Raw genomic sequence first — 23,844 nt, 5'->3', positions numbered from 1 at the left:
CGCGAGCCGCAACGAGGCTCAAGCCGCACGTCATGCGACGCGCGAGCGCCGCAGGAACGCCGGAATCGAGCTGACCACATCCGGCTTGCCAGCATTGCCGGCGATGAACGGGCTCCACGGTTGCGCGCGAATCGGTCCCTTGGTGTGCCACACGACGTTGAACTGACCATCCGCGCGTACCTCGCCGATCATCACCGGCTTGTGCAGATGGTGGTTGCCGTCCATCTCCAGCGTGAAGCCCGACGGTGCGGCGAAAGTCTGGCCGACCATCGCGACGCGCACCTTGTCGACCTCGGTGCTCTTTGCTTTCTCGACCGCCTGCTTCCACATATGCATGCCGACGAAGGTCGCTTCCATCGGATCGTTGGTCACGCGCTTCGTGCCGCCCGGCAGGTTGTTGTCCTTGACCCACGTGGCCCATTGCTTCTTGAACTTCTCGTTGGTCGGGTTGCGCAACGACATGAAGTAGTTCCAGGCCGCGAGATTGCCGACGAGCGGCTTCGTATCGATGCCGCGCAGCTCCTCTTCGCCGACCGAGAACGCGACGACCGGCACATCCGACGCCTTCAGCCCCTGGTTGCCGAGCTCCTTGTAGAACGGCACGTTCGAATCGCCGTTCACGGTCGAAATCACCGCGGTCTTGCCGCCTTGCGAGAAGGTCTTGATGTTCGCGACGATGGTCTGATAGTCGCTGTGTCCGAACGGTGTATAGACTTCCTGAATGTCGGCTTCCTGCACGCCCTTCGATTTGAGGAACGCGCGCAGGATCTTGTTGGTCGTGCGCGGATACACATAGTCGGTGCCGAGCAGGAAGAAGCGCTTCGCGCCGCCGCCTTCGGCGCTCATCAGGTATTCGGTCGCGGGAATCGCCTGCTGGTTCGGCGCGGCGCCCGTATAGAACACGTTGCGCGACATTTCCTCGCCTTCGTACTGCACCGGATAGAACAGCAGGCCGTTCAGTTCCTCGAACACCGGCAGCACCGACTTGCGCGACACCGAGGTCCAGCAGCCGAACACCACCGCGCACTTGTCCTGCGTCAGAAGCTGGCGCGCCTTCTCGGCGAACAGCGGCCAGTTCGACGCCGGGTCGACGACCACCGGCTGGATCTGACGGCCCATCACACCGCCGTTCTTGTTGATGTCGGCGATCGTCATCAACGCGGTGTCTTTCAGCGACGTTTCGGAGATCGCCATCGTGCCGGACAGCGAATGCAGGATGCCCACCTTGATCGGGCCGCTATCAGACTCCGCGTGCGCGAACGGCACACGGCCCGCGAGCGCGAGCGCGCCGGACATGGAGCCGAACTTCAACAGACTGCGACGTTTCATGTGCTTTCCCCTTGTCATTGATGGTCACTGTTTATGAGCGTCGATTTCAGCCAGCCTGGCTGAGGTCGCACGACTAGCCACTTGTCTACTGCAAGGCACATGCCATGTGACACATTCGACGCGGTGCGCGTGCGATGCCCGTTGCGGAGCGGCTATCGGCGCGAGGGCGGCGCGTCGAGCCATCGATGCCGCGGCGCGAAACTGGTGCAGTCGCGCGCGCCGCGCCTCGTTCGGGTGCGTGTCGCGCCGCGACGAAGCGCACTTTGCCGCCAGCGAAGCGCCGCTGGCGCGCGCTGGGCATCGGCGGTGCATGGGTGGTGCATGGGCGGGATCGGGCGCCGCGTCTTTGTGCATGACGTGCGCTCTGGCTACATCGGACGACCAGTGATGCGGAACAAGGAGGCCCGACATGAGCGAACGGGCGCAGGCCAGGGAAATAGACAATGCTTGCCTGCTACCACGCGAAAGGCGGAGGGCAGCGCACCCGGTTTATCGGACGCGAGCGCGGCTATCGCGGCGTCGGGTTCGGCTTCGGTGGGATTTCGGTCTGTGGTATGGCGCTGAATCAGGCGGCGTGGGTACAAAAAAGCCGACTCGCGAGGGTCGGCTTTCCGTTTGCCAGTGTCCTGAGATACAAGCGCGGGTTTGGAGCCGGTCCAACTACGGATCCATCCGATAATTGTCCTCACATCGCTAACAGAAAACGAATGCTTCGGCGAGAGCAATACGCGCGAGACAACATTTTGCTCTGCGAAGTCCAGCATCCGTAACGACATCACCTGCTTGAAAAGCAGAACCTCCCTCTATCTCACCATTGACGCGCTTGAAGCCAAGCTCCAACTCGCTCTCATCGCGACGGTGCTCAATCCGAAAGAGCTCTGCGTCGTGGAAGCTGGGGAGATTCTGGAGATCCCGCACGTTTGCGTAATTTGACTTTTTCATTCACTTCACCGCATCATCCTAGCTCAATCGAACGATTCGGGAGCGACTGTGCCGCCTTCAATCACCAAATGTTTCGCATTGCGTTTCGACTCGAAGAACCGCCAGTTCTCCTGATCCGATGTTACGTCCGGGGCTACAATCAAACGGAACGTTTGCGACAAAGACACGACCAGGCCGCAGTCCGAGTTGGCCGATATGCTCTCGACAATGATGGGTCCATTCCGCGCTAACAATTGCCGCAGACGCAGTGCAAATGCGTTAGCCTCCTCGTCGGGGCCGCTGAGTGACTCGTCAGTTGCTATGATTTTGCCAGCCTCGCTCAGCGTCCAGGCGCACTGGATATGAAGAGCCCATGCGCTGACCTGCCTGGTTACACCATAAAAGTTTTTCGCTTCGTGCTTCGGACCAAAACCCAAGGTAAGCATATCCGCTGCACGACTGACGCCGCTCCATTCCAAGCCTTCAAGTACCGACAAGCGGCGCTCGATTTCTCGTTGATCGTTAATCATTAAGATTCCTCCTCAAACTGTCGGGTGTCACCACAGGTTGAACATGTCTTTTGCCCGTTCCATGATCTCGTGAAATCCCATGGGAGGCTCACTGCCGAGTTCATAATGAAGCCGCTGGGCCTGATCGGGAGTCAGGCGCAAAATTCTGGCAACGTCATTGGTCTGTCTGTTCTGTGCGAAATTGTTTCGCGGCCTTCCTTCGCTACCGGCCAATTCCATCGCGTCGCCGATCGGCATACCAGGCTGGTAGTCGAACGGCTGTGCATTGCCGAGCAGTTTTGAGGTGTGCCTATCGTCGGCGATATCGCGTCCATCTCTAGCTGCGCGCGCGACAATGAACTTGCTTTGCCGAGTGGCTGGATAAGAGCGGCCGAACAGCATGGATTCGCCGTTCGGGAATTCGACCGCGCTCACCCCGAGATTTCTCAACGGCGCGCTGTTGGGTGGCGGAAACAGGTCAGCACGACGACCTTTAACGGCAAGTAGGGAGCCCCGCCGCACTTCAGCGAAAAGCGCACTGATGACCCACCATCCATCGCTGTCGGGTTCATGGTCTCGCAAAGCTTGAAACGCCAGGGAGAGACGCCACCCGATGCTTTTGATCAGCTCCCGGTCCCGTTCCCACTCCCGATGGTTCAGTTCGGCAATGCCCAGAAATTCTCGGGTATCTGCTTTGGCCCTCTCGAGGTCGGCGGCCTTCCTCAGGCACGCCTTGTAATGCCACTCGTCACAGATTACATAACAAGCACCCAAGGGCCTCTGACAGCGCAGCTCCACGGAGTGCATCTCAAACACGGACAAGGACATAGGTATTGTCGACGATCTATATGAAGTCGCTGCCCGGATCGGCAGCGATCAGATAATCACCGTGCGACAGGTTGTCCGTACATGGGCGATGGCCCAAAATTTTGGCTGCTCTAGCGAGCGTGCGCAGCACCAAAGACAAACGGCGCAAGGACCGTCAGCCCTTGCGCCGCTTCAACGCGCTACCTTCGCGCCGAATCTCAGTAAGTCGGAACCGACGGATCGACCTGACGCGACCACGCGTCGATCCCGCCTTGCAGATTGAACACGTTGGTGTGTCCGCGCGATTCGAGGAACATCGCGACCTGCGCGCTGCGCGCACCGTGATGGCAGATGCAGACGATCTGCGCTTCGTCATCGAGTTCTTCGCTGCGCGCGGGAATCTCGCGCATCGGAATCGACACGATGCCGGCGATCGACGCCGTTTGCAGTTCCCACGGCTCGCGTACGTCGAGCAGCACGGGTGCGGGGCGCGAGGTATCGGCGAGCCATTCGGCGAGTGCGGGAGCGGTCAGGTTTTGCATCAGCGAGACATCCAGTTCGTGGGACGGCGGCTTACTCGCCGCCCGTCCAGATCAATAATACAGCGCGAAGCGCAGCGAAAAAGTGCCGCTTAGAACCTGAACCGCGCCGGCTGCACCGCGTTGGCGAGCGGCTCGACATAGGTTTCGAACACGTCGGAGATGCGGTATTGCTTCTCGTCGATGCGCGTGATGATTTGCGCCTTCATCACCGGCGCGCTGCCGACGAACGCCGCGAGACGGCCGCCGACCTTCAGCTGTTCGAGGATTTCCTGCGGCAGCACCGGCAGACCGCCCGACACGCAGATCACGTCGTACGGTGCCGCGCCGGTCCAGCCGCGCGCGGCGTCGCCGGTCGCGACTTCGACGTTCAGCACGCCGTTGGCGATCAGGTTGCTCTTCGCGAACTCGGCCAGCTCCGGTTCGATGTCGACGCTCAACACGTGTTGCGCGCGATGCGCGAGCAGCGCCGCCATGTAACCCGAGCCCGCGCCGATTTCCAGCACGCTTTCGTGCTTCTTCACCGCGAGTTCCTGCAGCACGCGCGCCTCGACGCGCGGCGCCAGCATGTGCTGGCCGGCCGGCAGCGGCACTTCGAAGTCCGCAAAAGCCAGGTCGCGGTAAGCGGCGGGGACGAAATTCTCACGTTTGACGATCGACAGCAGATTCAGCACGTCCTGGTCGAGCACTTCCCAGGGGCGGATCTGCTGTTCGATCATGTTGAAACGCGCTTGCTCGATGTTCATGGTGGATTCGGCGGTTTTGGTTTGGCGAGCGGGCGGCGGCTGCCGCAGACTTTTGTCCTGACCCGGCCCCGGCGGATTGCCGGCGGCCGCGGCTTCGGAGCAAGGCATTCGCATCGCAAGCCGCGTCAGGGGAACGGCGGGATTGTATCAAATGGCGGACTCGCGCCGGCCGCTCGCGGGCAAGCGCCAGGCCGGGCGGCCCCCGTGTTAATCCCTAGCGATCCGTCCTTGCGATTCGCGTCGCCATCGCCACAAAATGTAATCGATTACATTTTTGCTGCGAGGTCGTGTGTCCCGAACGCCGTCCCGATCGTCGCCGGCCGTGGTGTCCGGCGCGAGCAGTCAACCGCAACCTCAGCCGCAGAGGCGCTCGCCGCGCGCGGCCGACGGCCCGTCGATCGCCGGCGTGGCCGAGCAGGCGGGCGTGTCGGTCGCGACGGTGTCGCGCGTGCTGAACGGCCACGAGAACGTGCGGCCCGCTACCCGCGACAGGGTGCTCGCCGCGATCGACGCGAGCGGCTACCGCGTCAACGAACTTGCGCGCAATCTGCGCACCGCCGAAAGCCGCCTGCTGCTGACGATGGTGCCGGACTTCGGCAATCCGTTTTACGCGGAGATCGTGCGCGGTATCGACAGCGTCGCGCGTCGGCACGGCTATTTCATGCTGCTATGCGACACCGGCGCGGACCCGGGGCGTGAGCGCAGCTACTTCGACATGCTGCGGCGGCGCCGCGCGGACGGCGCGATCTGCCTCGATCCGGCGACGATCCAGCAGGCGCTCGGCGAGGCGTCGCAGGCGCTGCCGTGGGTCGCGTGCTGCGAGTTCGATCCGCAGATGGGCGTGCCCTACGTCGGCATCGACAACTACCGCGCGGCCGGCGACGCGGTGCGCCACCTGCTCACGCGCGGCCACCGGCGCATCGGCTTGATCAATTCCGACGTCGACTATCTGTATGCGCGCCAGCGTCAGCAGGGCTACCTCGACGCATTGAGCGACGCGGGCATCGCGCCCGACCCGCGCTGGCGCATGAATCTGAACAGCCTCGATTACGAAGCGGGTGCGTCGGCCGCAACTGCGTTGATGCGGCAGCGCGACGCGCCGAGCGCGATTTTCGCGGTGTCGGACACGCTCGCGATCGGCGTGATCCACGGCTTGCGCAGCGTCGGCAAGCGCGTGCCCGACGACGTCGCCGTGGCCGGCTTCGACGACATCTCGCTCGCCGCGCAGATCGATCCGCCGCTCACGACGATCGCGCAGCCGATGCGCGAGCTCGGCGAGACCGCCGCGCGTCTGTTGCTGCAACGCCTCGCGAATCCGCAGGCCAACGTGCCGGGCGTGCTGCTGCCGCATCGCCTCGTGATCCGCGGGAGTGCGTGAGCCATGAGCCTCGCGATCCGTTTCGACGACATCCGCAAGGACTTCGGGCCCGTGCGCGTGCTGCACGGCGTGAGCTTCGAACTCGCACCCGGCCGCATCTACGGTCTGCTCGGCGAGAACGGCGCGGGCAAGTCGACGCTGATGAAAATCCTCGCCGGCTATGAAACGGCAACGTCAGGCAGCGTGCTGGTCGACGGCCACGCGCAGCGCTTCGCCGGCTCACGCGACGCCGAGGCGCAGGGCATCGTGTTGATCCACCAGGAGTTCAACCTCGCCGAGCATCTGACGATCGCGCAGAACATGTACCTCGGTCACGAGAAGCGCCGCGGCTGGTTAGTCGACGATGCCGCGATGCGCAGCGACGCCGCGCGCTATCTCGCGCAGGTCGGGCTCGAGCGCGCGCCGGACACGAAGGTGCGCGAGCTGATCGTCGCGGAAAAGCAGATGGTCGAGATCGCGAAGGCGCTGTCGCGCCGTGCGCGTCTCCTGATCATGGACGAGCCGACCGCGACGCTGACGCCCGCCGAGACCGAACGGCTCTTCGCGCTGATGCTGAAGCTCAAGGCCGATGGCGTGACGATCGTCTACATCTCGCACAAGCTCGATGAAGTGGAGCGCATCACCGACGAAGTGATCGTGATGCGCGATGGCCGCTTCGTCGCGCGCGGTGAAACCGCGGGGCTCGCGCGTCAGCAGATGGCGAACCTGATGGTCGGGCGCGACGTGTCCGACATGTTCCCCGACAAGCAGACGGTGCCCGCCGACACGCCGATCGCGTTGCGTGTGAACGGCCTGACGGTGCCCGACTGGGTCGAGGATCTGAGCTTCGAGGTGCGCGCGGGCGAAGTGCTCGGCTTCGCGGGCCTCGTCGGCGCGGGCCGCACCGAGGCGTTCGAGGCGATCATCGGCTTGCGCAAACGCACGGGCGGCACGATTGAAATCGCCGGCCGGGCAGTCGATCTGAAGAACCCGCGCGACGCGATGCGCCACGGTCTCACGTATCTGAGCGAGGACCGTAAGGGCAAGGGTCTGCACGTCGACCTGAGCCTGCAGGACAACGTCACGCTGATGACGCTCGAACGCTACGCGCATCCGCTGCTCGACATGAAAGCGGGGCGCGCGGCCTTGCAGAAGGCCGTCGGCGAATTCGGCATTCGTACCGGCGACCTGTCGAGCCGCGCGCGCATGCTGTCGGGCGGCAACCAGCAGAAGCTCGCGCTCGCGAAGTTCCTGCAGCCCGACCCGAACGTGATCGTGCTCGACGAGCCGACGCGCGGCGTCGACGTCGGCGCGAAACGCGACATCTACTTCCTGATTCATCGTCTCGCCGCGCAGGGCCGTGCGGTGATCGTCATTTCATCCGAACTGGTCGAGCTGATCGGCTTGTGCCATCGCGTCGCCGTCATGCGCGCGGGACATCTGCAAGCGACGCTGACGCTCGAGCATCTGACTGAACAGGAGTTGATCGCTCATGCGACCGGCACCCACTGAAGCCGTGCAATCACGGCGCGCGCTGCGCGTCGCGCAGCGGCTCTATACGCTCGGGCCGCTCGCCGGGCTGATCTTGCTGTGCATCGTCGGCACGCTGCTCAATCGCGACTTCGCGACGCTCGACAACCTGATGAACGTGCTCACGCGCACGTCGTTCATCGGCATCATCGCGGTCGGCATGACCTTCGTGATCATCTCGGGCGGCATCGATCTGTCGGTCGGCTCGATGGCCGCGCTGATCGCGGGCATCATGATCTGGCTGATGAACGGGCTCGCGGCGGGCGCCGCCGGTCATGCGTTGCCGCCGCTCATGATCGTGACGATCGGCATCGTCGCGGCGTTCGTGCTCGGCGCGCTGTTCGGCTGCGCGCATGGGCTGCTGATCACCAAAGGGCGCATCGAGCCGTTCATCGTCACCCTGGGCACGCTCGGGATTTTTCGCGCGGTACTGACATGGCTGGCCGATGGCGGCGCGCTGACGCTCAATGGATTCGCTATCGGACCTCTACGGTCCCGTCTATTACGCGAGCCTGTTCGGCGTGCCGGTGCCGATCTGGGTGTTTCTCGTGGTCGCGGCCGGCGGCGCGCTGATCCTCAATCGCACCGCGTTCGGCCGGCACGTGCAGGCGATCGGCTCGAACGAACAGGTCGCGCGTTATGCGGCGATTCGCGTCGATACGGTGAAGATCGTCACTTATGTGCTGCTGGGGATTTGCGTGGGCGTGGCCACCGTGCTCTACGTGCCGCGCCTCGGCTCCGCCACGCCGACCACGGGCCTGTTGTGGGAGCTCGAAGCGATCGCGTCGGTGGTGGTCGGCGGCACCGCGCTCAAGGGCGGCGAGGGACGCGTGATCGGCACCGTGATCGGCGCGATCCTGCTGTCGGTGATCGCGAACATCCTGAACCTGACCAGCATCATCAGCGTGTATCTGAACGCGGCGGTGCAGGGCGTCGTGATTATTTTCGTCGCGTTCGTGCAGCGTGGGCGGCGCTAGCCGCGCACTTCCAGCGGCGCGAGCGCAGTGAAAAAAGCGCGCTGAACAAATCGCAGCGAAGCAGGCGTAGCAAAGCAGGCGCGGTAAACCAACGGCAGGTCCGAAAAATCGAGGCGAGCGAACGCCTCATGATTGGAGACACACACCATGAAGCAAGTCATTCGAGCGATCGGCGCCGGCGTGCTGGCGTTGGGGATACTGGGCACGAGCGGCGCGGCGCGCGCCGACGACAAGGTCACGCTGGGCGTCGCGATTCCGACGGCCGATCACGGCTTCACCGGCGGCATCGTCTGGTGGGCGAACAAGGCGAAGGCGGATCTCGAGAAGGCGCATCCCGATCTGAAAGTGATCGTGAAAACGGCCGCCAACGCGCCCGAGCAGGCGAACCAGTTGCAGGATCTCGTGACGGTCAACAAGATCAACGCGCTCGTGATCTTCCCGTACGAATCGGCGACGCTGACACAGCCGGTCGAGCAGGTGAAGAAGAAAGGCGTGTACGTGACGGTGGTCGATCGCGGCCTGACGAACACGAGCGCGCAGGACGCCTACGTGGCCGGCGACAACACTGCGTTCGGCAAGATTCCGGCCGAGTACCTGGCGAAGGCACTCGACGGCAAGGGCAACGTCGTCGCGCTGCGCGGCATTCCGACCACGCTCGACAACGAACGCTGGACCGCCTTCACCGGCGTGATGAAAAACTATCCGGACATCAAGATTCTCGACGCCAGGTACGCGAACTGGAATCGCGACGACGCGTTCAAGGTGATGCAGGACTACCTGACGCGCTTCAAGCACATCGACGCCGTATGGGCCGCCGACGACGACATGGCGGTCGGCGTGCTGAAGGCGATCGATCAGGCGAAGCGCAACGACATCAAGATCGTGTTCGGCGGCGCGGGCTCGAAGGGCATGGTGAAGAACGTGATGGACGGCGCGCCGATGATCAAGGCCGACGTGTCGTACTCGCCGAAATTCATCTACGACGCGATCAAGCTGACGGCCGAAGCGCGGCTGAAGGGCGACAAGCTGCCGGCCACCACGATCATTCCGTCGGTGCTGATCACGAAGGAAAACGCCCAGCAGTTCTATTTCCCCGACTCGCCGTTCTGAGCGGCGCGCCGAGCATCGTCTAGCACGCGCGGGCGCGGCCCGCGCGCAAAGTTCGAGGAACCGTACGATGAAAACCATCAAAGGGCCGGCGATTTTTCTCGCGCAGTTCGTGGGCGACGACGTGCCGTTCGACAACCTCGCGCATCTCGCGGATTGGGCCGCGGGTCTCGGCTTCAAGGGCATCCAGGTGCCGTGCGACCCGCGCCTGATCGATCTCGACAAGGCGGCCGCGAGCGACGCGTATTGCGACGAACTGCGCGAGAGCGTCGACAACGCGGGCGTCGCGATCACCGAACTATCGACCCATCTGCAAGGGCAACTGGTCGCCGTGCATCCGGCTTACGACACGCTGTTCGACGGCTTCGCCGCGCCGCAGGTGCGCGGCAATCCGGCGGCGCGCACCGAATGGGCGATCGCGCAGATGAAGCTCGCGGCGCAGGCGTCGCGTCGTTTGGGCCTGAGCACGCACGTGTCGTTTTCGGGCGCGCTCGCGTGGCCGTATCTGTACCCGTGGCCGCAGCGGCCGGCCGGTCTCGTCGAAGCCGCGTTCGAAGAGCTCGCGCGCCGCTGGACGCCGATTCTCGATGCGTTCGACGCGGCTGGCGTCGATGTCTGCTACGAACTGCATCCGGGCGAAGACCTGCACGACGGCGTGACGTTCGAGCGCTTTCTCGCGGCGGTCGATCAGCATCCGCGCGCGAACATCCTGTACGACCCGAGCCACTTCGTGCTGCAACAGCTCGACTATCTCGCGTTCATCGATATCTACCACGAGCGCATCAAGGCGTTTCATGTGAAGGACGCGGAGTTTCGTCCGACCGGCAAGCAGGGCGTGTACGGCGGGTACAGCGGCTGGGTCGAACGCGCGGGGCGGTTTCGCTCGCTCGGCGATGGGCAGATCGACTTCGGCGCGGTCTTCTCGAAGATGGCGCAGTTCGATTTTCCGGGCTGGGCCGTGCTCGAATGGGAATGCGCATTGAAGCATCCGCACGACGGCGCGCGCGAAGGCGCGGCGTTCATTCGCCGGCACATCATCCACGTGGCCGAGCGTGCGTTCGATGACTTCGCGGGAAGCGGTGTCGATACCGCGCAGTTAAAAAGCGTGCTCGGCATCTGACGGGTGGGCGGTGACAGCCGACGCAACACATGGGAGCGCAAACAATGCAGCGAAGAAGGCTCAGGCTGGGGATGGTCGGCGGCGGGCAGGGCGCGTTCATCGGCGCCGTGCATCGGATCGCCGCGCGGCTCGACGATCGTTTCGAACTGGTGGCGGGCGCGTTGTCGTCCGATTCCGAGCGCGCGCGGGCGAGCGCCGTCGAAGCGGGCATCGCGCGCAGCTACGCGGATTGGCACGAGATGGCGCGCGCCGAGGCCGCGCGCGAGGACGGCATCGACGCGGTCGCGATCGTCACGCCGAATCATCTGCACGCGCCGGTCGCGACGGCGTTTCTCGAAGCCGGCATCCACGTGATCTGCGACAAGCCGCTCGCGGTTTCGCTCGCCGAAGGCGAAGCGCTCGCAAAGCTCGCGCAGTCAAAAAAGCGGCTGTTTGCGTTGACGCATACCTATTCGGGCTACCCGCTCGTGCGGCATGCGCGCGAGCTGGTCGAACGTGGCGAACTGGGCGAGATTCGCGTCGTGCAGGTCGAGTATGCGCAGGACTGGCTCGCCGAGCCGGTCGAAACAGGCGGCGCGAACAGGCAGGCGCGCTGGCGCACCGATCCCGCGTTGGCGGGGCCGGCCGGGTGCCTCGGCGATATCGGCACGCACGCGTATCAACTGGCCGCTTTCGTGACGGGGATGATGCCGCGCGCGCTGTCGGCCGAGTTGCACACGTTCGTACCGGGGCGTCGTGTCGACGATCACGTGCAGGCGATGCTGCGTTATGCGAACGGCGCGCGCGGCATGTTGTGGGCGAGCCAGGTGGCGTGCGGCGCGGAGAACGCGCTGCGCTTGCGCGTGTATGGCACGAAGGCGGGACTCGCGTTCGATCAGGAGGAGCCGAACGCCTTGTGGTTCACGCCGTTGGGCGGCGCTGCCGAACGATTGACGCGCGCTCGGGTGAATAGTCAGGTTGCCGCGCATGCGACCCGCGTGCCGGCCGGGCATCCGGAAGGCTATCTGGAAGCGTTCGCGCAGTTGTACCAGGATGCGGCGTTGCAGATCGATGCGTTGAACGATGGTCGCGCGCCACCAGCCGAGAGCCTGCTATTGACGACGGTCGATGATGGCGTCGACGGTTTGCGGTTTATCGACGCGGTGCTGAAAAGCAGTGCGGCGGATGGACGGTGGGTGGAGATCGAAGAGGCGTGAAGCGTTGCAACAAAACGCCAGGTCGGCGAAGCTGCCGAAGCGTCAACCGCCCTTGCTTTTCTTGATCTGCGCTTCGAACGCGATATCGAGCTTGCTGGCCTTGCGCGGCTTCTGCGGGCCGTAGGCGTCGACGAACTTGACGAAGTCGTCGAGCGTCAGCGGGTCGGACACTTTCTTGTCGGCTCCGCTCGATTTGTCGACCAGATAGAACAGGCCGCCGGACAGACTGATCGCGGCGAAGCGCGGGTTGCCGCTGCGCGTTTTCAGGCGCTCGACGGCGTGGATGGCTCGGGTGGTGCGCATGATGGGGACTGCGGCGGCTGATTGACGAGAGCGTTACTTTAACAATTTTGCCGACGGTATGCGGTTGGGGACTACGGACGAAAAACACGCGATGAACCACGACCCGCTCAGCGAAAGCGGAGAAGGGTGGCTCGCGCTCGCGCTTCGGCGCCGCGCTCCGCCTTACTCGCTCAACTCCCGATGCAACGCCCGATACTCCTGCGCGAGCTTATGCCCCGGATCGAGATGAATGACGGGTGTCGCCAGCTGATGCGACTCACGGATCTTCACCGACGATGACAAGCGCGACCCCAGCACCGGCAAGCCTTCGCCGATCAGTTCGTCGACGAGCTTTTGCGGCAGGCTCGCGCGAGGCTGGAACTGGTTGATGACGATGCCCTCCACCTGCAGCGCGTCGTTGTGATCCTGCTGGATCTCCTTGACGTTTTCGAGCAGCGTGTAGAGCGCGCGACGCGAGAAGTCGTCGCAGTCGAACGGAATCAGACAACGCTCGACGGCGATCAGCGCCGAGCGCGTGTAGAAGTTCAGCGCGGGCGGCGTGTCGATGTAAATAGCGTCGTACATGTCGAGTTCGTTCAGCGCGTCGCGCAGCTTGTAGATCTTGTAGCGCGATTCGAGCTTGCCGTGCAGCGTGTCGAGGTCGGGATGGGCGGGCATCACGTCGAGATTCTCGAAGCGCGTCGGATGGATGAACGAGGTCGCTTCCACGGGTTTGAAGCTGAAGCCCAGCGCGGTTTCGAAGAAGCCTGCGACGGTGGGGTTGACCTCGCTCGCCTGGGCGCCGAGCAGGTACTGGGTCGAATTCGCCTGGGCATCGAGGTCGATCACCAGCGTACGCAGCCCTTCGCTCGCGCTGATGGCCGCCAGGTTGCAGACGATGGTCGATTTGCCTACGCCACCTTTCTGATTGAATACAACGCGCCGCATGGTCTCCCCTTGAACGGAAGCGGTTACAAAGGGCCCAGCATACCTGAGTCGGGTGACGGCGCTGATTTCGATGGGTTGTTCGTGACCGGGTCAGCGTTGCGCGGTATCCACGTCGACCACCACCTTCACACGTCCAGTCCCACTGGCAACGAGCTGGTAGGCCTCGTCCGCGCTGCGCAATTCGAACCGTGTCTGATCGACCACGGGCGCGAGCGCGCCGCTTTCCACGAGCCGCGTCGCTTCGCGCATCATCTCGCCGAGGTGCGCGCGATATCGACCGGTCAGCAACGGATACAGCGTGAAGATTCCTGAATAGCTGGCTTCACGAAACGACAGCGGCGCAAGCGCATGCGTCCCCCAGCCAAGCGCACTGACCACGTGCCCAAAATGCCGGACCGCGGCGAACGACGCATCGAGCGAGGCCCCCCCTACCGTATCGACGACCAGATCGAAGCCTTCGCCATCGGTCAAACTCGCCACATACTGTTCGACCGTCTGCGCGCGGTAGTCGATCGGTGTCGCGCCGAGCCGCCGCACCAGCTCGGCATTGTGTGCGCTCGCGGTTGCATAGACGTCGGCGCCGAGCGCGCGCGCCAGTTGCACGGCGATGTGGCCGACCCCTCCGGCGCCACCCTGGACCAGCACCTTGGTTCCGCCTTGCAGATGCGCGCGATCGACGATACCCGCATACGACGTGATGAACGCGAGCGGCAACGCGGCGGCCTCGCGCATCGACAGATTGCGCGGCGCATGGGCGAGCAGGGCGGCATCGACCGCAGCGTACTCGGCGAGTGACCCCTGGATGCCGCCGACGCCGCCGGTCATGCCATACACGTTGTCGCCGACAGCGAACCCGCCGACGCCATCGCCGAGCGCCTCCACCGTGCCCGCGAGGTCGATACCGAGGACGAGCGGCAACGGGTGTTGCGCGTGCGCGGCCTCGCCCGCGCGAATCTTGATGTCGAGCGGATTGAGGCCGCTCGCGGCGACGCGCACCAGGACCTGGCCGGCAGCGGGTTCCGGGCGGGGCAGCGTCGTGTATTCGAGCGGGCCGTTGTATTGGCTGAGTATCAGAGCGTGCATGGACATGGCGGTCTCCTTGGTTCGACGCGTTATCGCGCGGCCGCATCGACGAGGGCGGCCACACCGCTCACCGGCTTCATCAAGTCGTCCGGCAGACCATGCCGCTCACGAAGATAGGCCGTCGAGTTGAACGATAGCCACGCACGGCCGTCCGCGTCCTCCCAGACGAGCACCTTCAAAGGAAGATCGAGCGCGGCGGTCGGCGCGAGTTGCATCAGCGGTGTACCGGCTTTGGGATTGCCGAAGATCAGGAGCCGGCTGAACGGCATCGCCAGTCCCTCGCGCCCAGCGTCACCGCTGAAATCGATGCACGCGAAAACCGTCAGCCCTCGCTCCAGAATCAAGGTTTGAAGACGCTCGGCGGTCGCGTCGCCCGCATGGGTGCTTGCAACGGTGACGATGCCAGCGCTGGCGTTCTCTGCGATCGAAGCGGTGGCCATCATGCCTCCCGTGCGGATGTTGTGCTCCGGCAGCGTTCGCGTGATCAGGTCTGCCGGACGGGCAACGCGTCGACCGTGACGCAGCATGCGTCGCATGCGTGCAATGCGCCAACGGAGAAGCGAATCCATGCAGTGTAGGCGTTCGCTGGTGCGGTGTGGCCGATCGTGCGGACGCGCTGTGAGGGAAGTTCTACCGAAAGGCGAAAGAAAGCGGATGGGGTGCCCGCTGAACGAACGGCGGCTTCCACATTCGCGAAGCCGCCGTCAGGGGCGCCTGATCGGCGCCCCGATGCCAGATTACTGGCTCAGGTAAACACAATTTGCCATTCTTGATGGTGCCCATCACGCTCGCCCGCTGATCGAGACCGACGTGATCCTTCGGGCTCGTATTGACGACCCCGTTCGGCACCACCAGCTCATGCGCGTGTTCGAGCTCGTCGCGCAATGCGACGCGAAACGCCGGCGTACCCGGCTGCGCGGTCTTCAACGCGCGCGCGACGGCGTCCTGCAGGCGCGGGTACACGCCGGCCGCGTCGCCCGCGAACTGCGTGACGCTGCCGGGGCCGTACTTCGCCTCGTACGCGTCGACGAACGCGAGCGCCGCCTTCTTCGACGGATGATCGGCCGGCAGCGTGCGCGCGACGACGACCGGTTGCGTCGGGAACAGCGTGCCTTCCACGTCTTTACCGCCGAGCTTGATGAACTCCGGCGTCGCGATGCCATGCGTCTGATAGATCGGGCCCTTGTAGCCGCGCTCGATCAGCGTGCGCTGCGGCAGTACCGTTGGGGTGCCCGCGCCGGCGATCAGGATCGCGTCGGGCTTCGCGGCCATCAGCTTCAGGATCTGGCCGGTCACGCTCGCGTCGGTGCGGTTGTAGCGCTCGGTCGCGACCAGCTGGATATGGCGCAGCGCAGCGAACTTGCTGAACTCGTTGAGCCAGCTTTCGCCGTAGCCGTCCGCGAAACCGATGAAACCGACCGTCTTCACGCCGTGGTTCGACATGTAGCGTGTCATCACGTCGGCCATCGCGCTATCGGTCTGCGCCATCTTGTAGGCCCAGATCTTTTTGCCTTCCTGCGGCTCGACGACGATGGCCGAGCCGATCAGCGTGATCATCGGCGTCTGGCTGTCGGCGACCGGATCGAGCGCGGCCATCGCGGCCGGCGTGATGTTCGGGCCGACGACCACGTCGACGTGGTCCTCGTTGATCAGCTTGCGGATGTTGCGCACGGCGTTGCCGGGGTCGGACGCGTCGTCGAGGAAGATGTAGTCGGCTTTCTGGCCGGCGATCGTCTGCGGCCACATCAGCATCGCGTTCTTGCTCGTGATGCCGATGACGGCGGCCGGCCCCGTGTTCGACAGGTCGATGCCGACTTTCAGGTCGGCGTGCGCCGCGCCGGCGACGAGCAGCGCCGCGGCCGCGAGGCCGCGCAGGGTGTTGCGTACTTTATTGTTATGCAACTTCATCGGAAGGTCTCCGTAGCGAGAGAGCGGTATGGAAGCGGTTCAAAGCTCATAGGTTTCGTGTTCGCCCGTCAGCGCCTGCTCGATCAGCTTGCGGTTCAGGCTCGGCGACAGCAGCTCGACGAGCGTGTACACGTAGCTGCGCAGATACGCGCCCTGTTTCAGCGCGACGCGCGTCACGTTGCTGCCGAACAGATGGCCGACCGGCATCGCGCGCAAATGGCGGTCGCGCTCGGCGTTGAACGCGATGTCGGCCATGATGCCGACGCCGAGGCCCAGCTCGACGTAGGTCTTGATCACGTCGGCGTCGATCGCCTCGAGCACGATGTCCGGATGCACCCCGCGCAGGCGGAACGCTTCGTTGATCTTGGTGCGGCCGGCGAACGCGTTGTCGTACGTAATCAGCGGGTACTGGGTCAGGTCGTCGAGCGACAGCAGCTTGCGCTCGAGCAGCGGATGGTCGGGCTGCATCACCGCGACGTGGTGCCACTGGAAGCAGGGCAGCGACACCAGATCCTTGTAGTTCGAGATCGCCTCGGTCGCGATCGCGAGGTCGGCCTGGTCGTGCAGCACCATTTCGGCGACCTGGGTCGGGCTGCCTTGCAGAATTGAAAGGTGAACCTTCGGAAAGCGCTTCTTGAACTCCGCGATCGCCGCGGGCAGCGAGTAGCGCGCCTGCGTGTGGGTCGCGGCGATCGTCAGATTGCCCTGGTCCTGCGCCGCGAAGTCCTTGCCGACCCGCCTCAGGCTTTCCACTTCCTGCAGGATTTTTTCGATCGATTGCAATATGATGCGGCCCGGCTCGGTCAGCGAGCGCACGCGCTTGCCGTGGCGGGTGAAGATTTCGACGCCAAGTTCGTCCTCCAGCTCGATGATCGCCTTCGAGACGCCCGGCTGGCTGGTAAACAACGCCTTGGCCGCTTCGGTGAGGTTGAAGTTCTGCCGCACAGCCTCGCGGACGAAGCGGAATTGGTGCAGGTTCATATATAACCTCGCCGCATATAAAAAGAATTTTTTAGTCGTTTGAAATATAAGGCGAGTTTATTACGATCTGTCCATCTTTTTCAATATGGATATCTGTATTTGTTATAAGCAAATGAGCGATGGGTCTAAACGCTCGCTTGCGATAGCTGACAAAGCCGGTATTCAAGCCGCGGCCGATCCGGACGGTCGCGTGTCACGCAAGTTTCGAAAAATTGGGGCCCCCGAATGTACCAATACGATCAGTACGACCAGACCATCGTCGATGAACGGGTCGCGCAGTACGCCGATCAGGTTCGCCGCCGCTTGTCGGGCGAATTGAGCGAAGAGGAATTCCGTCCGCTGCGGCTGCAGAACGGTCTGTATTACCAGCGCCACGCGTACATGCACCGCATCGCGATTCCGTACGGCAACTTGCGCAGCGACCAGATGCGCGTGCTCGCGCAGATCGCGCGCGAACACGACCGCGGCTACGGCCATTTCTCGACGCGTTCGAACATCCAGTACAACTGGATCAAGCTCGAAGAAACGCCGGAGATTCTGCGCAAGCTCGCCTCGGTGCAGATGCACGGCATTCAGACCTCGGGCAACTGCATCCGCAACATCACCGCCGATCAATTCGCCGGCGTCGCGCCCGACGAAGTCGTCGATCCGCGTCCGTGGGCCGAAATCCTGCGTCAATGGTCGACGTTCCACCCCGAATTCGCGTGGCTGCCGCGCAAGTTCAAGATCGCGGTGTCGGGTTCGAAGGAAGACCGCGCGGCCGTGCAGATCCACGACATGGGCGTGTATCTGCGCAAGAACGAACAGGGCGAACTGGTGGCCGACATCCTCGCCGGTGGTGGTCTGGGCCGCACGCCGATCGTCGGCGCGGTGATCCGCCGCGATCTGCCGTGGCAGCACCTGCTGACCTATAGCGAAGCCGTGTTGCGTGTGTACAACCGCTACGGCCGCCGCGACAACATGTACAAGGCGCGTATCAAGATTCTGGTGAAGGCGCTCTCGGCGGAGAAGTTCGCCGCGCAGGTCGAAGAAGAGTGGCAGCACCTGAAGGACGGCCCGTCGACGCTCACGCAGGCCGAAGTCGATCGCGTGACGCAATACTTCGCGCCGCCCGCTTACGACAAGCTGCCGGACACCGATACGTCGTTCGAAAAGCATCTGCTGGAAAACCGCGCGTTCGCGCGCTGGGTCGAGCGTAACGTGCGTCCGCACAAGGTCTCGGGCTACGCGTCGGTCACGCTGTCGCTGAAGCCGACCACGGTTGCGCCGGGCGACGCGACGGACGTGCAAATGGACGCGGTCGCCGACTGGGCCGACGAATACTCGTTCGGCAAGGTCCGCGTGTCGCACGAACAGAACCTGATCCTCGCCGACGTCAAGAAGCGCGACCTGTTCGCGCTGTGGGAAAAGGCCAGGGCGCAGGGTTTCGCGACGCCGAACATCGGCTTGTTGACCGACATCATCTCGTGCCCGGGCGGTGACTTCTGCTCGCTCGCGAATGCGAAGTCGATTCCGATCGCGCTCGCGATCCAGGAACGTTTCAACGATCTCGACTACGTGTACGACCTCGGCGACGTGTCGCTGAACATCTCGGGCTGCATCAACGCGTGCGGTCACCATCACGTCGGCAACATCGGCATTCTGGGCGTCGACAAGGACGGCTCCGAGTGGTACCAGGTGACGCTCGGCGGCGAGCAGGGCACCGGCGCGACCGGCGCTCACCTTGGCCGCGTGATCGGCCCGTCGTTCTCGGCCGAGGAAATGCCCGACGTGATGACGAAGGTGATCGATACGTTCGTGGAAAACCGCCAGGAAGGCGAGCGTTTCATCGATACGTACACCCGCATCGGCATCGCGCCGTTCAAGGAGCGCGTGTACGCCGCGCGTCAACCGGCTCACGCGTAACCGCGAAAGGATACTGAACAGATGGCTTCAATCATCAAGAACCGCGCGATCGTCGACGACGACTGGAGCGTCGTGCGTGCCGCGGAAGACGGCGCTTTGCCGGCAGTGGCCGAACTGCCGCCCGGCAAGGTCATCGTACCGCTGGCGCTGTGGCAGGCCGAGCGTGAAGCGCTCGTGGCCGCGCGTCAAGCCGCCGACATCGGCGTATGGCTCGCGCCGGATAACGAACCGGCGGACATCGCCGGCGACTTCGACAAGCTCGCGCTGATCGCCGTGGACTTCCCGGTGTTCCGCGACGGCCGGGGCTACAGCATCGGCCGTCTGCTGCGCGAGCGCTATGGCTACAAGGGCGAACTGCGCGCGATCGGCGACGTGCTGCGCGACCAGATCACGTTCATGTTCCGCTGCGGCTTCGACGCGTATGCACTGCGCGCCGACAAGGACATCAACGACGCGTTGAAAGCGTTCGACGACTTTAGCGTGCAGTACCAGGGCGCCGTGGACACGTCGCCGCTGTTCCGCCGCCGTGCCGCGCAGGCTGGCGCCGGCAAGGTCCCGGCATGAGCGCCGCCCAATCGTTGAGCCCGGAGCTCGCAGCGAAGGTCGAGCGTCTCGACGCGCTGCTCGACTCGATCGCCGCGCGTCACGCGAACGTGAAGCTCGCGAGCAGCCTCGCGGCCGAAGACATGCTGCTCACGCATGCGATCCTGTCGCGCGGCGTGAAGATCGGCATCTTTTCGCTGAACACGGGGCGCCTGCATGCGGAAACGCTCGGCATGCTCGACCGCGTGAAAGAGCGCTACGGCTACGACATCGAGCAGTTTCATCCGCGGGCGGCCGCGGTCGAGCAGTATGTGAACGGGCACGGCCTGAACGCATTCTATGAAAGCGTCGAGCTGCGCAAGCGCTGCTGCGAGATCCGCAAGGTCGAGCCGCTCAATCGCGCGCTTGCCGAGGTCAGCGCCTGGGTGACCGGGCAGCGTCGCGAGCAATCGGTCACGCGTGCCGAGCTGCACGAGGAAGAGCACGACGACGCGCGCAATATCGCCAAGTTCAATCCGCTCGCGGACTGGACCGAAGCCGAAGTCTGGGATTATCTTAGTGCGTTCGACGTGCCGGTCAATCCGCTGCATGCGCGCGGTTATCCGAGCATCGGCTGCGAGCCGTGTACGCGTGCGATCCGCCCCGGCGAAGACAGCCGGGCGGGGCGCTGGTGGTGGGAGTCGCGCGATACGAAGGAATGCGGCTTGCATATCACGGCGATTACTCCGATTGCGGTCGAGCGCAACGAAAACGCGTCGGCCTGAGCGCCGCGTACCGAGCTTGCGGCGCACTACCGCCGAAACCGATCTGAATATTTTCGCCGGTGCGAGCAGCGCTTGCCGGGCGAACCAACGAAGGACCCGCTATGAGCACCACGCTCGATTCCACTGTCAACGCTCCGCTCGCCAACACGGTCAACCGGATGGATCACCTCGATTGGCTCGAAGCCGAGTCGATTCACATCCTGCGCGAACTGGTCGCCGAATGCAGCAAGCCGGCGCTGCTGTTTTCGGGCGGCAAGGATTCCGTCGTGGTGCTCGCGCTCGCACTGAAGGCGTTCGGGCTCGGCGCGAACCGCAAAACGCAGCTACCGTTCCCGCTCGTGCATATCGACACGGGCCACAACTACGACGAAGTGATCGACTTCCGCGATCGTCGCGCGCAACAGATCGGCGCGGAACTGGTGGTCGGCCATGTTGAAGATTCGATCAAGCGCGGCACCGTGCGTCTGCGTCGCGAAACGGATTCGCGCAATGCCGCGCAGGCGGTGACGCTGCTCGAAACCATCGAGCAGTACGGTTACACCGCGATGATCGGCGGCGCGCGCCGCGACGAGGAAAAGGCCCGCGCGAAAGAGCGCATCTTCTCGTTCCGTGACGAATTCGGCCAGTGGGACCCGAAGGCGCAGCGCCCGGAACTGTGGAGCCTGTACAACGCGCGTCTGCACAACGGCGAACACATGCGCGTGTTCCCGATCTCGAACTGGACCGAGCTCGACGTGTGGCAGTACATCGCGCGTGAACAGCTCGAACTGCCGTCCATCTACTACGCGCACCAGCGCGAGATCGTGCGCCGCAACGGCCTGCTCGTGCCGGTCACGCCGCTCACGCCGATGCGCGAGGGTGAGACGAGCGAACAGGCGCTCGTGCGTTTCCGCACGGTCGGCGACATCAGCTGCACGTGCCCGGTCGAAAGCGACGCGGACGTCATCGAGAAGATCATCGCCGAGACGGCCGTCACCGAAATCACGGAACGCGGCGCGACGCGGATGGACGACCAGGTGTCGGAAGCGGCGATGGAGCAGCGCAAGAAGCAGGGTTATTTCTAAGCACACGACGAAGGCAAAGCAACCATGAGCAGTATTCATCAACCAGAAGACCTCGGCGTGCTGCGTTTCATCACCGCGGGCAGCGTCGACGACGGCAAGAGCACGCTGATCGGCCGCCTGCTGTACGACAGCAAGGCGGTATTGAGCGACCAGCTCTCGGCGCTGTCGCGCGCGAAGAACAAGCGCACCGTCGGCGACGAAATCGATCTGTCGCTGTTGACCGACGGCCTCGAAGCCGAGCGCGAGCAGGGCATCACGATCGATGTCGCCTACCGCTACTTCGCCACCGCCAAGCGTAAGTTCATCATCGCCGATACGCCGGGCCATGAGCAGTACACGCGCAACATGGTGACGGGCGCGTCGACCGCGCATGCGGCGATCATTCTCGTCGACGCGACGCGCGTGACGTTCGAAAACGGCGTCGCGCAACTGCTGCCGCAAACCAAGCGTCATAGCGCGATCGTCAAGCTGCTCGGTCTGCAGCACGTGATCGTCGCGATCAACAAGATGGACCTCGTCGACTACAGCGAAGCGCGCTTCAACGAGATCCGCGACGCCTACGTCGAGCTCGCGCGTCACCTCGGTCTGCAGGACGTGCGCTTCGTGCCGGTGTCGGCGCTGAAGGGCGACAACATCGTCACGGCGAGCGAGCGCATGCCGTGGTACGCGGGCGAGCCGCTACTCGACGTGCTCGAAGCGCTGCCGGTCGAAACCGCGAACGGCGAGGCGCTGCGCTTTCCAGTGCAGTGGGTCGCGCGCCAGGACGGCAGCCGGGCCGACGATTTCCGCGGCTACATGGGCCGGGTCGAATCGGGCGAAATGAAGCTCGGCGACACGATCGTCGTGTTGCCGGCCAATCGCGAAGCGACCGTGGCGGAGATCATCGCGCCGGTGGTCGGCGGCACCGCGCAGGTGGACCGTGCGTTCGCCGGTCAGACGGTGACGATCCGTCTCGCGGAAGATGTCGACGTGTCGCGCGGCGACACCTTCGTGCTGCGCGAAGCGGCGCCGGAGCCGGCGAAGAAGCTCGAAGCGGACCTCTGCTGGTTCGACGACACGCCGCTGTCGACGCAGCGCAAGTATCTGCTGAAGCAGACCACCAGCACGGTGTTCGCCAAGATCGGCGCGATCAAGGAAGTGCTCGACGTGCATACGCTGTCGCAGGCGACCGATCGCAAGGAACTGGCGATGAACGACATCGGTCGTGTCGCGCTGACCTTGCAGAAGCCGCTCGTGTGCGACGCGTACGACTCGCATCAGGGCACCGGCGCGTTCGTGCTGATCGACGAGGCGACGAACCACACGGTCGCCGCCGGCATGATCCGCGCGTTTTCCGCCTGAGCACGGCAAGGCTAGCAGGCGACGGACGGCCCACACAGGCGGCGCAACGCGCCGCCGCGTACGCTCCAACGAACAGGTCGATGTCAATGGGTAAGGTTTATCTGATCGGCGCGGGACCCGGTGCCGCGGACCTGATTACGGTGCGCGGCGCGCGGCTGCTCGGCGCCGCCGACGTGGTGCTGCACGACGCGCTGGTCGAGCCGGCGATGCTCGACTACGCGCCCGCGCGCGCGAAGCGCATTGCGGTCGGCAAGCGCTGCGGCCAGCTATCGACGGCCCAACAGTTCATCAACAAGCAGATCGTCGATGCGGCTTTGGAGCGCGACGTGGTCGTGCGTTTGAAGGGCGGCGATCCGATGCTGTTCGGCCGCGCCGACGAAGAGATGCGCGCGCTCGAAGCCGCGGGCATCGAGTATGAAGTCGTGCCGGGTATCACCGCCGCGCTGGCGAGCGCGGCCACGCTGAAGCGTTCGCTGACGCTGCGCGGCGTGTCGCGCAGCGTCGCGCTCGCGACGTTCAGCCGCGCGCCAGGTTCCGATGAGATCCGCGAGCAGGTCAACGCCGATTCGCTGGTGTTCTACATGGGCCGCGACAGCGGCGTCGAAATCGCGCAGCAACTGATCGATGCTGGCAAGCCCGCGACGACGCCCGTGGCGATCGTCGAGGCGTGCAGCACGCCGCGCGAACGCATGCTGACGCTGACGTTGGAAGATCTTGCGGCCGGCGAAGCGCAGCGCTGGGTCGATGCGTCGCAGCCGAGTCTGTTGATGATCGGCGAGGCGTTCGCGGCGCGGCAGACCGAGGCGAAGCGCGCGTCGAATGGGATGCTGGTCGCGGCCTGAATATCCTCGGCAGGGCCGACCCGAGAGCGGCGAATCTGAGCAATC

At 64.2% G+C, this 23,844-nt stretch carries 22 protein-coding genes and 2 pseudogenes; 13 read left to right on the top strand and 11 right to left on the bottom strand.

Annotated features, from left to right (window positions below; translation table 11 throughout):
- Window positions 1–30 precede the first annotated feature (30 nt).
- A complete protein-coding gene (gene urtA / locus OKW38_RS15515) occupies window positions 31–1,329 on the bottom strand; it encodes an urea ABC transporter substrate-binding protein (RefSeq protein WP_090803376.1) in 1,299 nt (432 codons plus the stop codon).
- A 783-nt stretch (window positions 1,330–2,112) separates the two neighbouring features.
- On the opposite strand from urtA, the gene OKW38_RS15510 reads away from it, so the two are divergent.
- Entirely contained in the window at window positions 2,113–2,262 is a 150-nt protein-coding gene (locus OKW38_RS15510) for a hypothetical protein (protein ID WP_429362179.1), read from the top strand.
- A gap of 32 nt (window positions 2,263–2,294) precedes the next feature.
- Here the strand turns inward: OKW38_RS15510 and OKW38_RS15505 are convergent, their stop codons facing one another.
- The 4 genes from OKW38_RS15505 to OKW38_RS15490 all read right to left on the bottom strand — a co-directional run bounded on the left by OKW38_RS15505 (window position 2,295) and on the right by OKW38_RS15490 (window position 4,851).
- The gene (locus tag OKW38_RS15505; protein WP_429362177.1) at window positions 2,295–2,780 is read right to left on the bottom strand and encodes a hypothetical protein; all 486 of its coding nucleotides are present in this window, start codon (window positions 2,778–2,780) and stop codon (window positions 2,295–2,297) included.
- A gap of 27 nt (window positions 2,781–2,807) precedes the next feature.
- Window positions 2,808–3,587 (bottom strand): hypothetical protein, encoded by a 780-nt coding sequence (locus OKW38_RS15500; RefSeq protein WP_429362175.1) that lies wholly within the window; start codon window positions 3,585–3,587, stop codon window positions 2,808–2,810.
- Between the two features lie 197 nt (window positions 3,588–3,784).
- Window positions 3,785–4,108: a rhodanese-like domain-containing protein gene (locus OKW38_RS15495; protein WP_429362173.1), complete on the bottom strand. Its 324-nt coding sequence runs from the start codon at window positions 4,106–4,108 to the stop codon at window positions 3,785–3,787.
- 89 nt (window positions 4,109–4,197) lie between these two features.
- On the bottom strand, window positions 4,198–4,851 hold the full coding sequence (locus OKW38_RS15490; protein ID WP_090805605.1) for a protein-L-isoaspartate O-methyltransferase family protein: 654 nt from the start codon (window positions 4,849–4,851) through the stop codon (window positions 4,198–4,200).
- A gap of 289 nt (window positions 4,852–5,140) precedes the next feature.
- Here OKW38_RS15490 and OKW38_RS15485 point away from each other — a divergent pair, with 289 nt between their 5' ends.
- The 6 genes and pseudogenes from OKW38_RS15485 to OKW38_RS15460 all read left to right on the top strand — a co-directional run bounded on the left by OKW38_RS15485 (window position 5,141) and on the right by OKW38_RS15460 (window position 12,138).
- Window positions 5,141–6,229 carry a LacI family DNA-binding transcriptional regulator gene (locus OKW38_RS15485; protein ID WP_429362171.1) on the top strand — a complete coding sequence of 363 codons (1,089 nt, stop codon included), beginning with the start codon at window positions 5,141–5,143 and terminating at the stop codon, window positions 6,227–6,229.
- 3 nt (window positions 6,230–6,232) lie between these two features.
- Window positions 6,233–7,720 (top strand): sugar ABC transporter ATP-binding protein, encoded by a 1,488-nt coding sequence (locus tag OKW38_RS15480; protein WP_090803381.1) that lies wholly within the window; start codon window positions 6,233–6,235, stop codon window positions 7,718–7,720.
- Window positions 7,701–8,715 (top strand): annotated as a pseudogene (locus OKW38_RS15475) (ABC transporter permease). Before OKW38_RS15480 ends, OKW38_RS15475 begins: the two are co-directional and overlap by 20 nt.
- Before the next feature lie 147 nt (window positions 8,716–8,862).
- Window positions 8,863–9,825 (top strand): substrate-binding domain-containing protein, encoded by a 963-nt coding sequence (locus tag OKW38_RS15470; protein WP_090803384.1) that lies wholly within the window; start codon window positions 8,863–8,865, stop codon window positions 9,823–9,825.
- A gap of 67 nt (window positions 9,826–9,892) precedes the next feature.
- Complete coding sequence (locus tag OKW38_RS15465; protein WP_429362169.1) at window positions 9,893–10,942, top strand: sugar phosphate isomerase/epimerase family protein; 1,050 nt, start codon at window positions 9,893–9,895, stop codon at window positions 10,940–10,942.
- 44 nt (window positions 10,943–10,986) lie between these two features.
- Window positions 10,987–12,138, top strand: coding sequence for a Gfo/Idh/MocA family protein (locus tag OKW38_RS15460; protein ID WP_429362167.1), 1,152 nt, complete (start codon window positions 10,987–10,989; stop codon window positions 12,136–12,138).
- A gap of 42 nt (window positions 12,139–12,180) precedes the next feature.
- Here OKW38_RS15460 and OKW38_RS15455 read toward each other — a convergent pair whose 3' ends face one another.
- The 6 genes and pseudogenes from OKW38_RS15455 to OKW38_RS15430 all read right to left on the bottom strand — a co-directional run bounded on the left by OKW38_RS15455 (window position 12,181) and on the right by OKW38_RS15430 (window position 17,340).
- Window positions 12,181–12,441 (bottom strand): hypothetical protein, encoded by a 261-nt coding sequence (locus OKW38_RS15455; protein WP_090803389.1) that lies wholly within the window; start codon window positions 12,439–12,441, stop codon window positions 12,181–12,183.
- Window positions 12,442–12,603: 162 nt separating this feature from the next.
- Window positions 12,604–13,368, bottom strand: coding sequence for a ParA family protein (locus OKW38_RS15450; RefSeq protein ID WP_090803391.1), 765 nt, complete (start codon window positions 13,366–13,368; stop codon window positions 12,604–12,606).
- A 90-nt stretch (window positions 13,369–13,458) separates the two neighbouring features.
- Window positions 13,459–14,457 (bottom strand): zinc-dependent alcohol dehydrogenase family protein, encoded by a 999-nt coding sequence (locus OKW38_RS15445; RefSeq protein ID WP_429362165.1) that lies wholly within the window; start codon window positions 14,455–14,457, stop codon window positions 13,459–13,461.
- A gap of 23 nt (window positions 14,458–14,480) precedes the next feature.
- Window positions 14,481–15,020: a DUF302 domain-containing protein gene (locus tag OKW38_RS15440; protein WP_429362163.1), complete on the bottom strand. Its 540-nt coding sequence runs from the start codon at window positions 15,018–15,020 to the stop codon at window positions 14,481–14,483.
- Between the two features lie 168 nt (window positions 15,021–15,188).
- Window positions 15,189–16,359, bottom strand: a pseudogene (locus OKW38_RS15435) (ABC transporter substrate-binding protein).
- 39 nt (window positions 16,360–16,398) lie between these two features.
- Window positions 16,399–17,340 carry a CysB family HTH-type transcriptional regulator gene (locus tag OKW38_RS15430; RefSeq protein ID WP_429362161.1) on the bottom strand — a complete coding sequence of 314 codons (942 nt, stop codon included), beginning with the start codon at window positions 17,338–17,340 and terminating at the stop codon, window positions 16,399–16,401.
- A gap of 225 nt (window positions 17,341–17,565) precedes the next feature.
- Between OKW38_RS15430 and OKW38_RS15425 the strand changes: the two genes are divergently transcribed.
- From OKW38_RS15425 to cobA, 6 genes are all read left to right on the top strand, one after another.
- The gene (locus OKW38_RS15425) at window positions 17,566–19,245 is read left to right on the top strand and encodes a nitrite/sulfite reductase (RefSeq protein ID WP_429362159.1); all 1,680 of its coding nucleotides are present in this window, start codon (window positions 17,566–17,568) and stop codon (window positions 19,243–19,245) included.
- A 21-nt stretch (window positions 19,246–19,266) separates the two neighbouring features.
- Window positions 19,267–19,809 (top strand): DUF934 domain-containing protein, encoded by a 543-nt coding sequence (locus OKW38_RS15420; RefSeq protein WP_090803398.1) that lies wholly within the window; start codon window positions 19,267–19,269, stop codon window positions 19,807–19,809.
- Window positions 19,806–20,552 (top strand): phosphoadenylyl-sulfate reductase, encoded by a 747-nt coding sequence (locus OKW38_RS15415; RefSeq protein WP_429335891.1) that lies wholly within the window; start codon window positions 19,806–19,808, stop codon window positions 20,550–20,552. Before OKW38_RS15420 ends, OKW38_RS15415 begins: the two co-directional genes overlap by 4 nt.
- A 101-nt stretch (window positions 20,553–20,653) precedes the next feature.
- Window positions 20,654–21,616, top strand: coding sequence for a sulfate adenylyltransferase subunit CysD (gene cysD, locus OKW38_RS15410; RefSeq protein ID WP_090803401.1), 963 nt, complete (start codon window positions 20,654–20,656; stop codon window positions 21,614–21,616).
- Window positions 21,617–21,640: 24 nt separating this feature from the next.
- Window positions 21,641–22,957: a sulfate adenylyltransferase subunit 1 gene (locus tag OKW38_RS15405; RefSeq protein WP_429362157.1), complete on the top strand. Its 1,317-nt coding sequence runs from the start codon at window positions 21,641–21,643 to the stop codon at window positions 22,955–22,957.
- Window positions 22,958–23,043: 86 nt separating this feature from the next.
- Window positions 23,044–23,799: a uroporphyrinogen-III C-methyltransferase gene (gene cobA, locus OKW38_RS15400; protein WP_429363775.1), complete on the top strand. Its 756-nt coding sequence runs from the start codon at window positions 23,044–23,046 to the stop codon at window positions 23,797–23,799.
- Window positions 23,800–23,844 lie beyond the last annotated feature (45 nt).

Origin of the sequence: Paraburkholderia sp. MM5496-R1 (assembly GCF_050436205.1) — a bacterium.
Taxonomy (GTDB): Bacteria; Pseudomonadota; Gammaproteobacteria; order Burkholderiales; family Burkholderiaceae; genus Paraburkholderia; species Paraburkholderia tuberum.
This window is presented reverse-complemented; position numbering and strand designations above follow the sequence as displayed.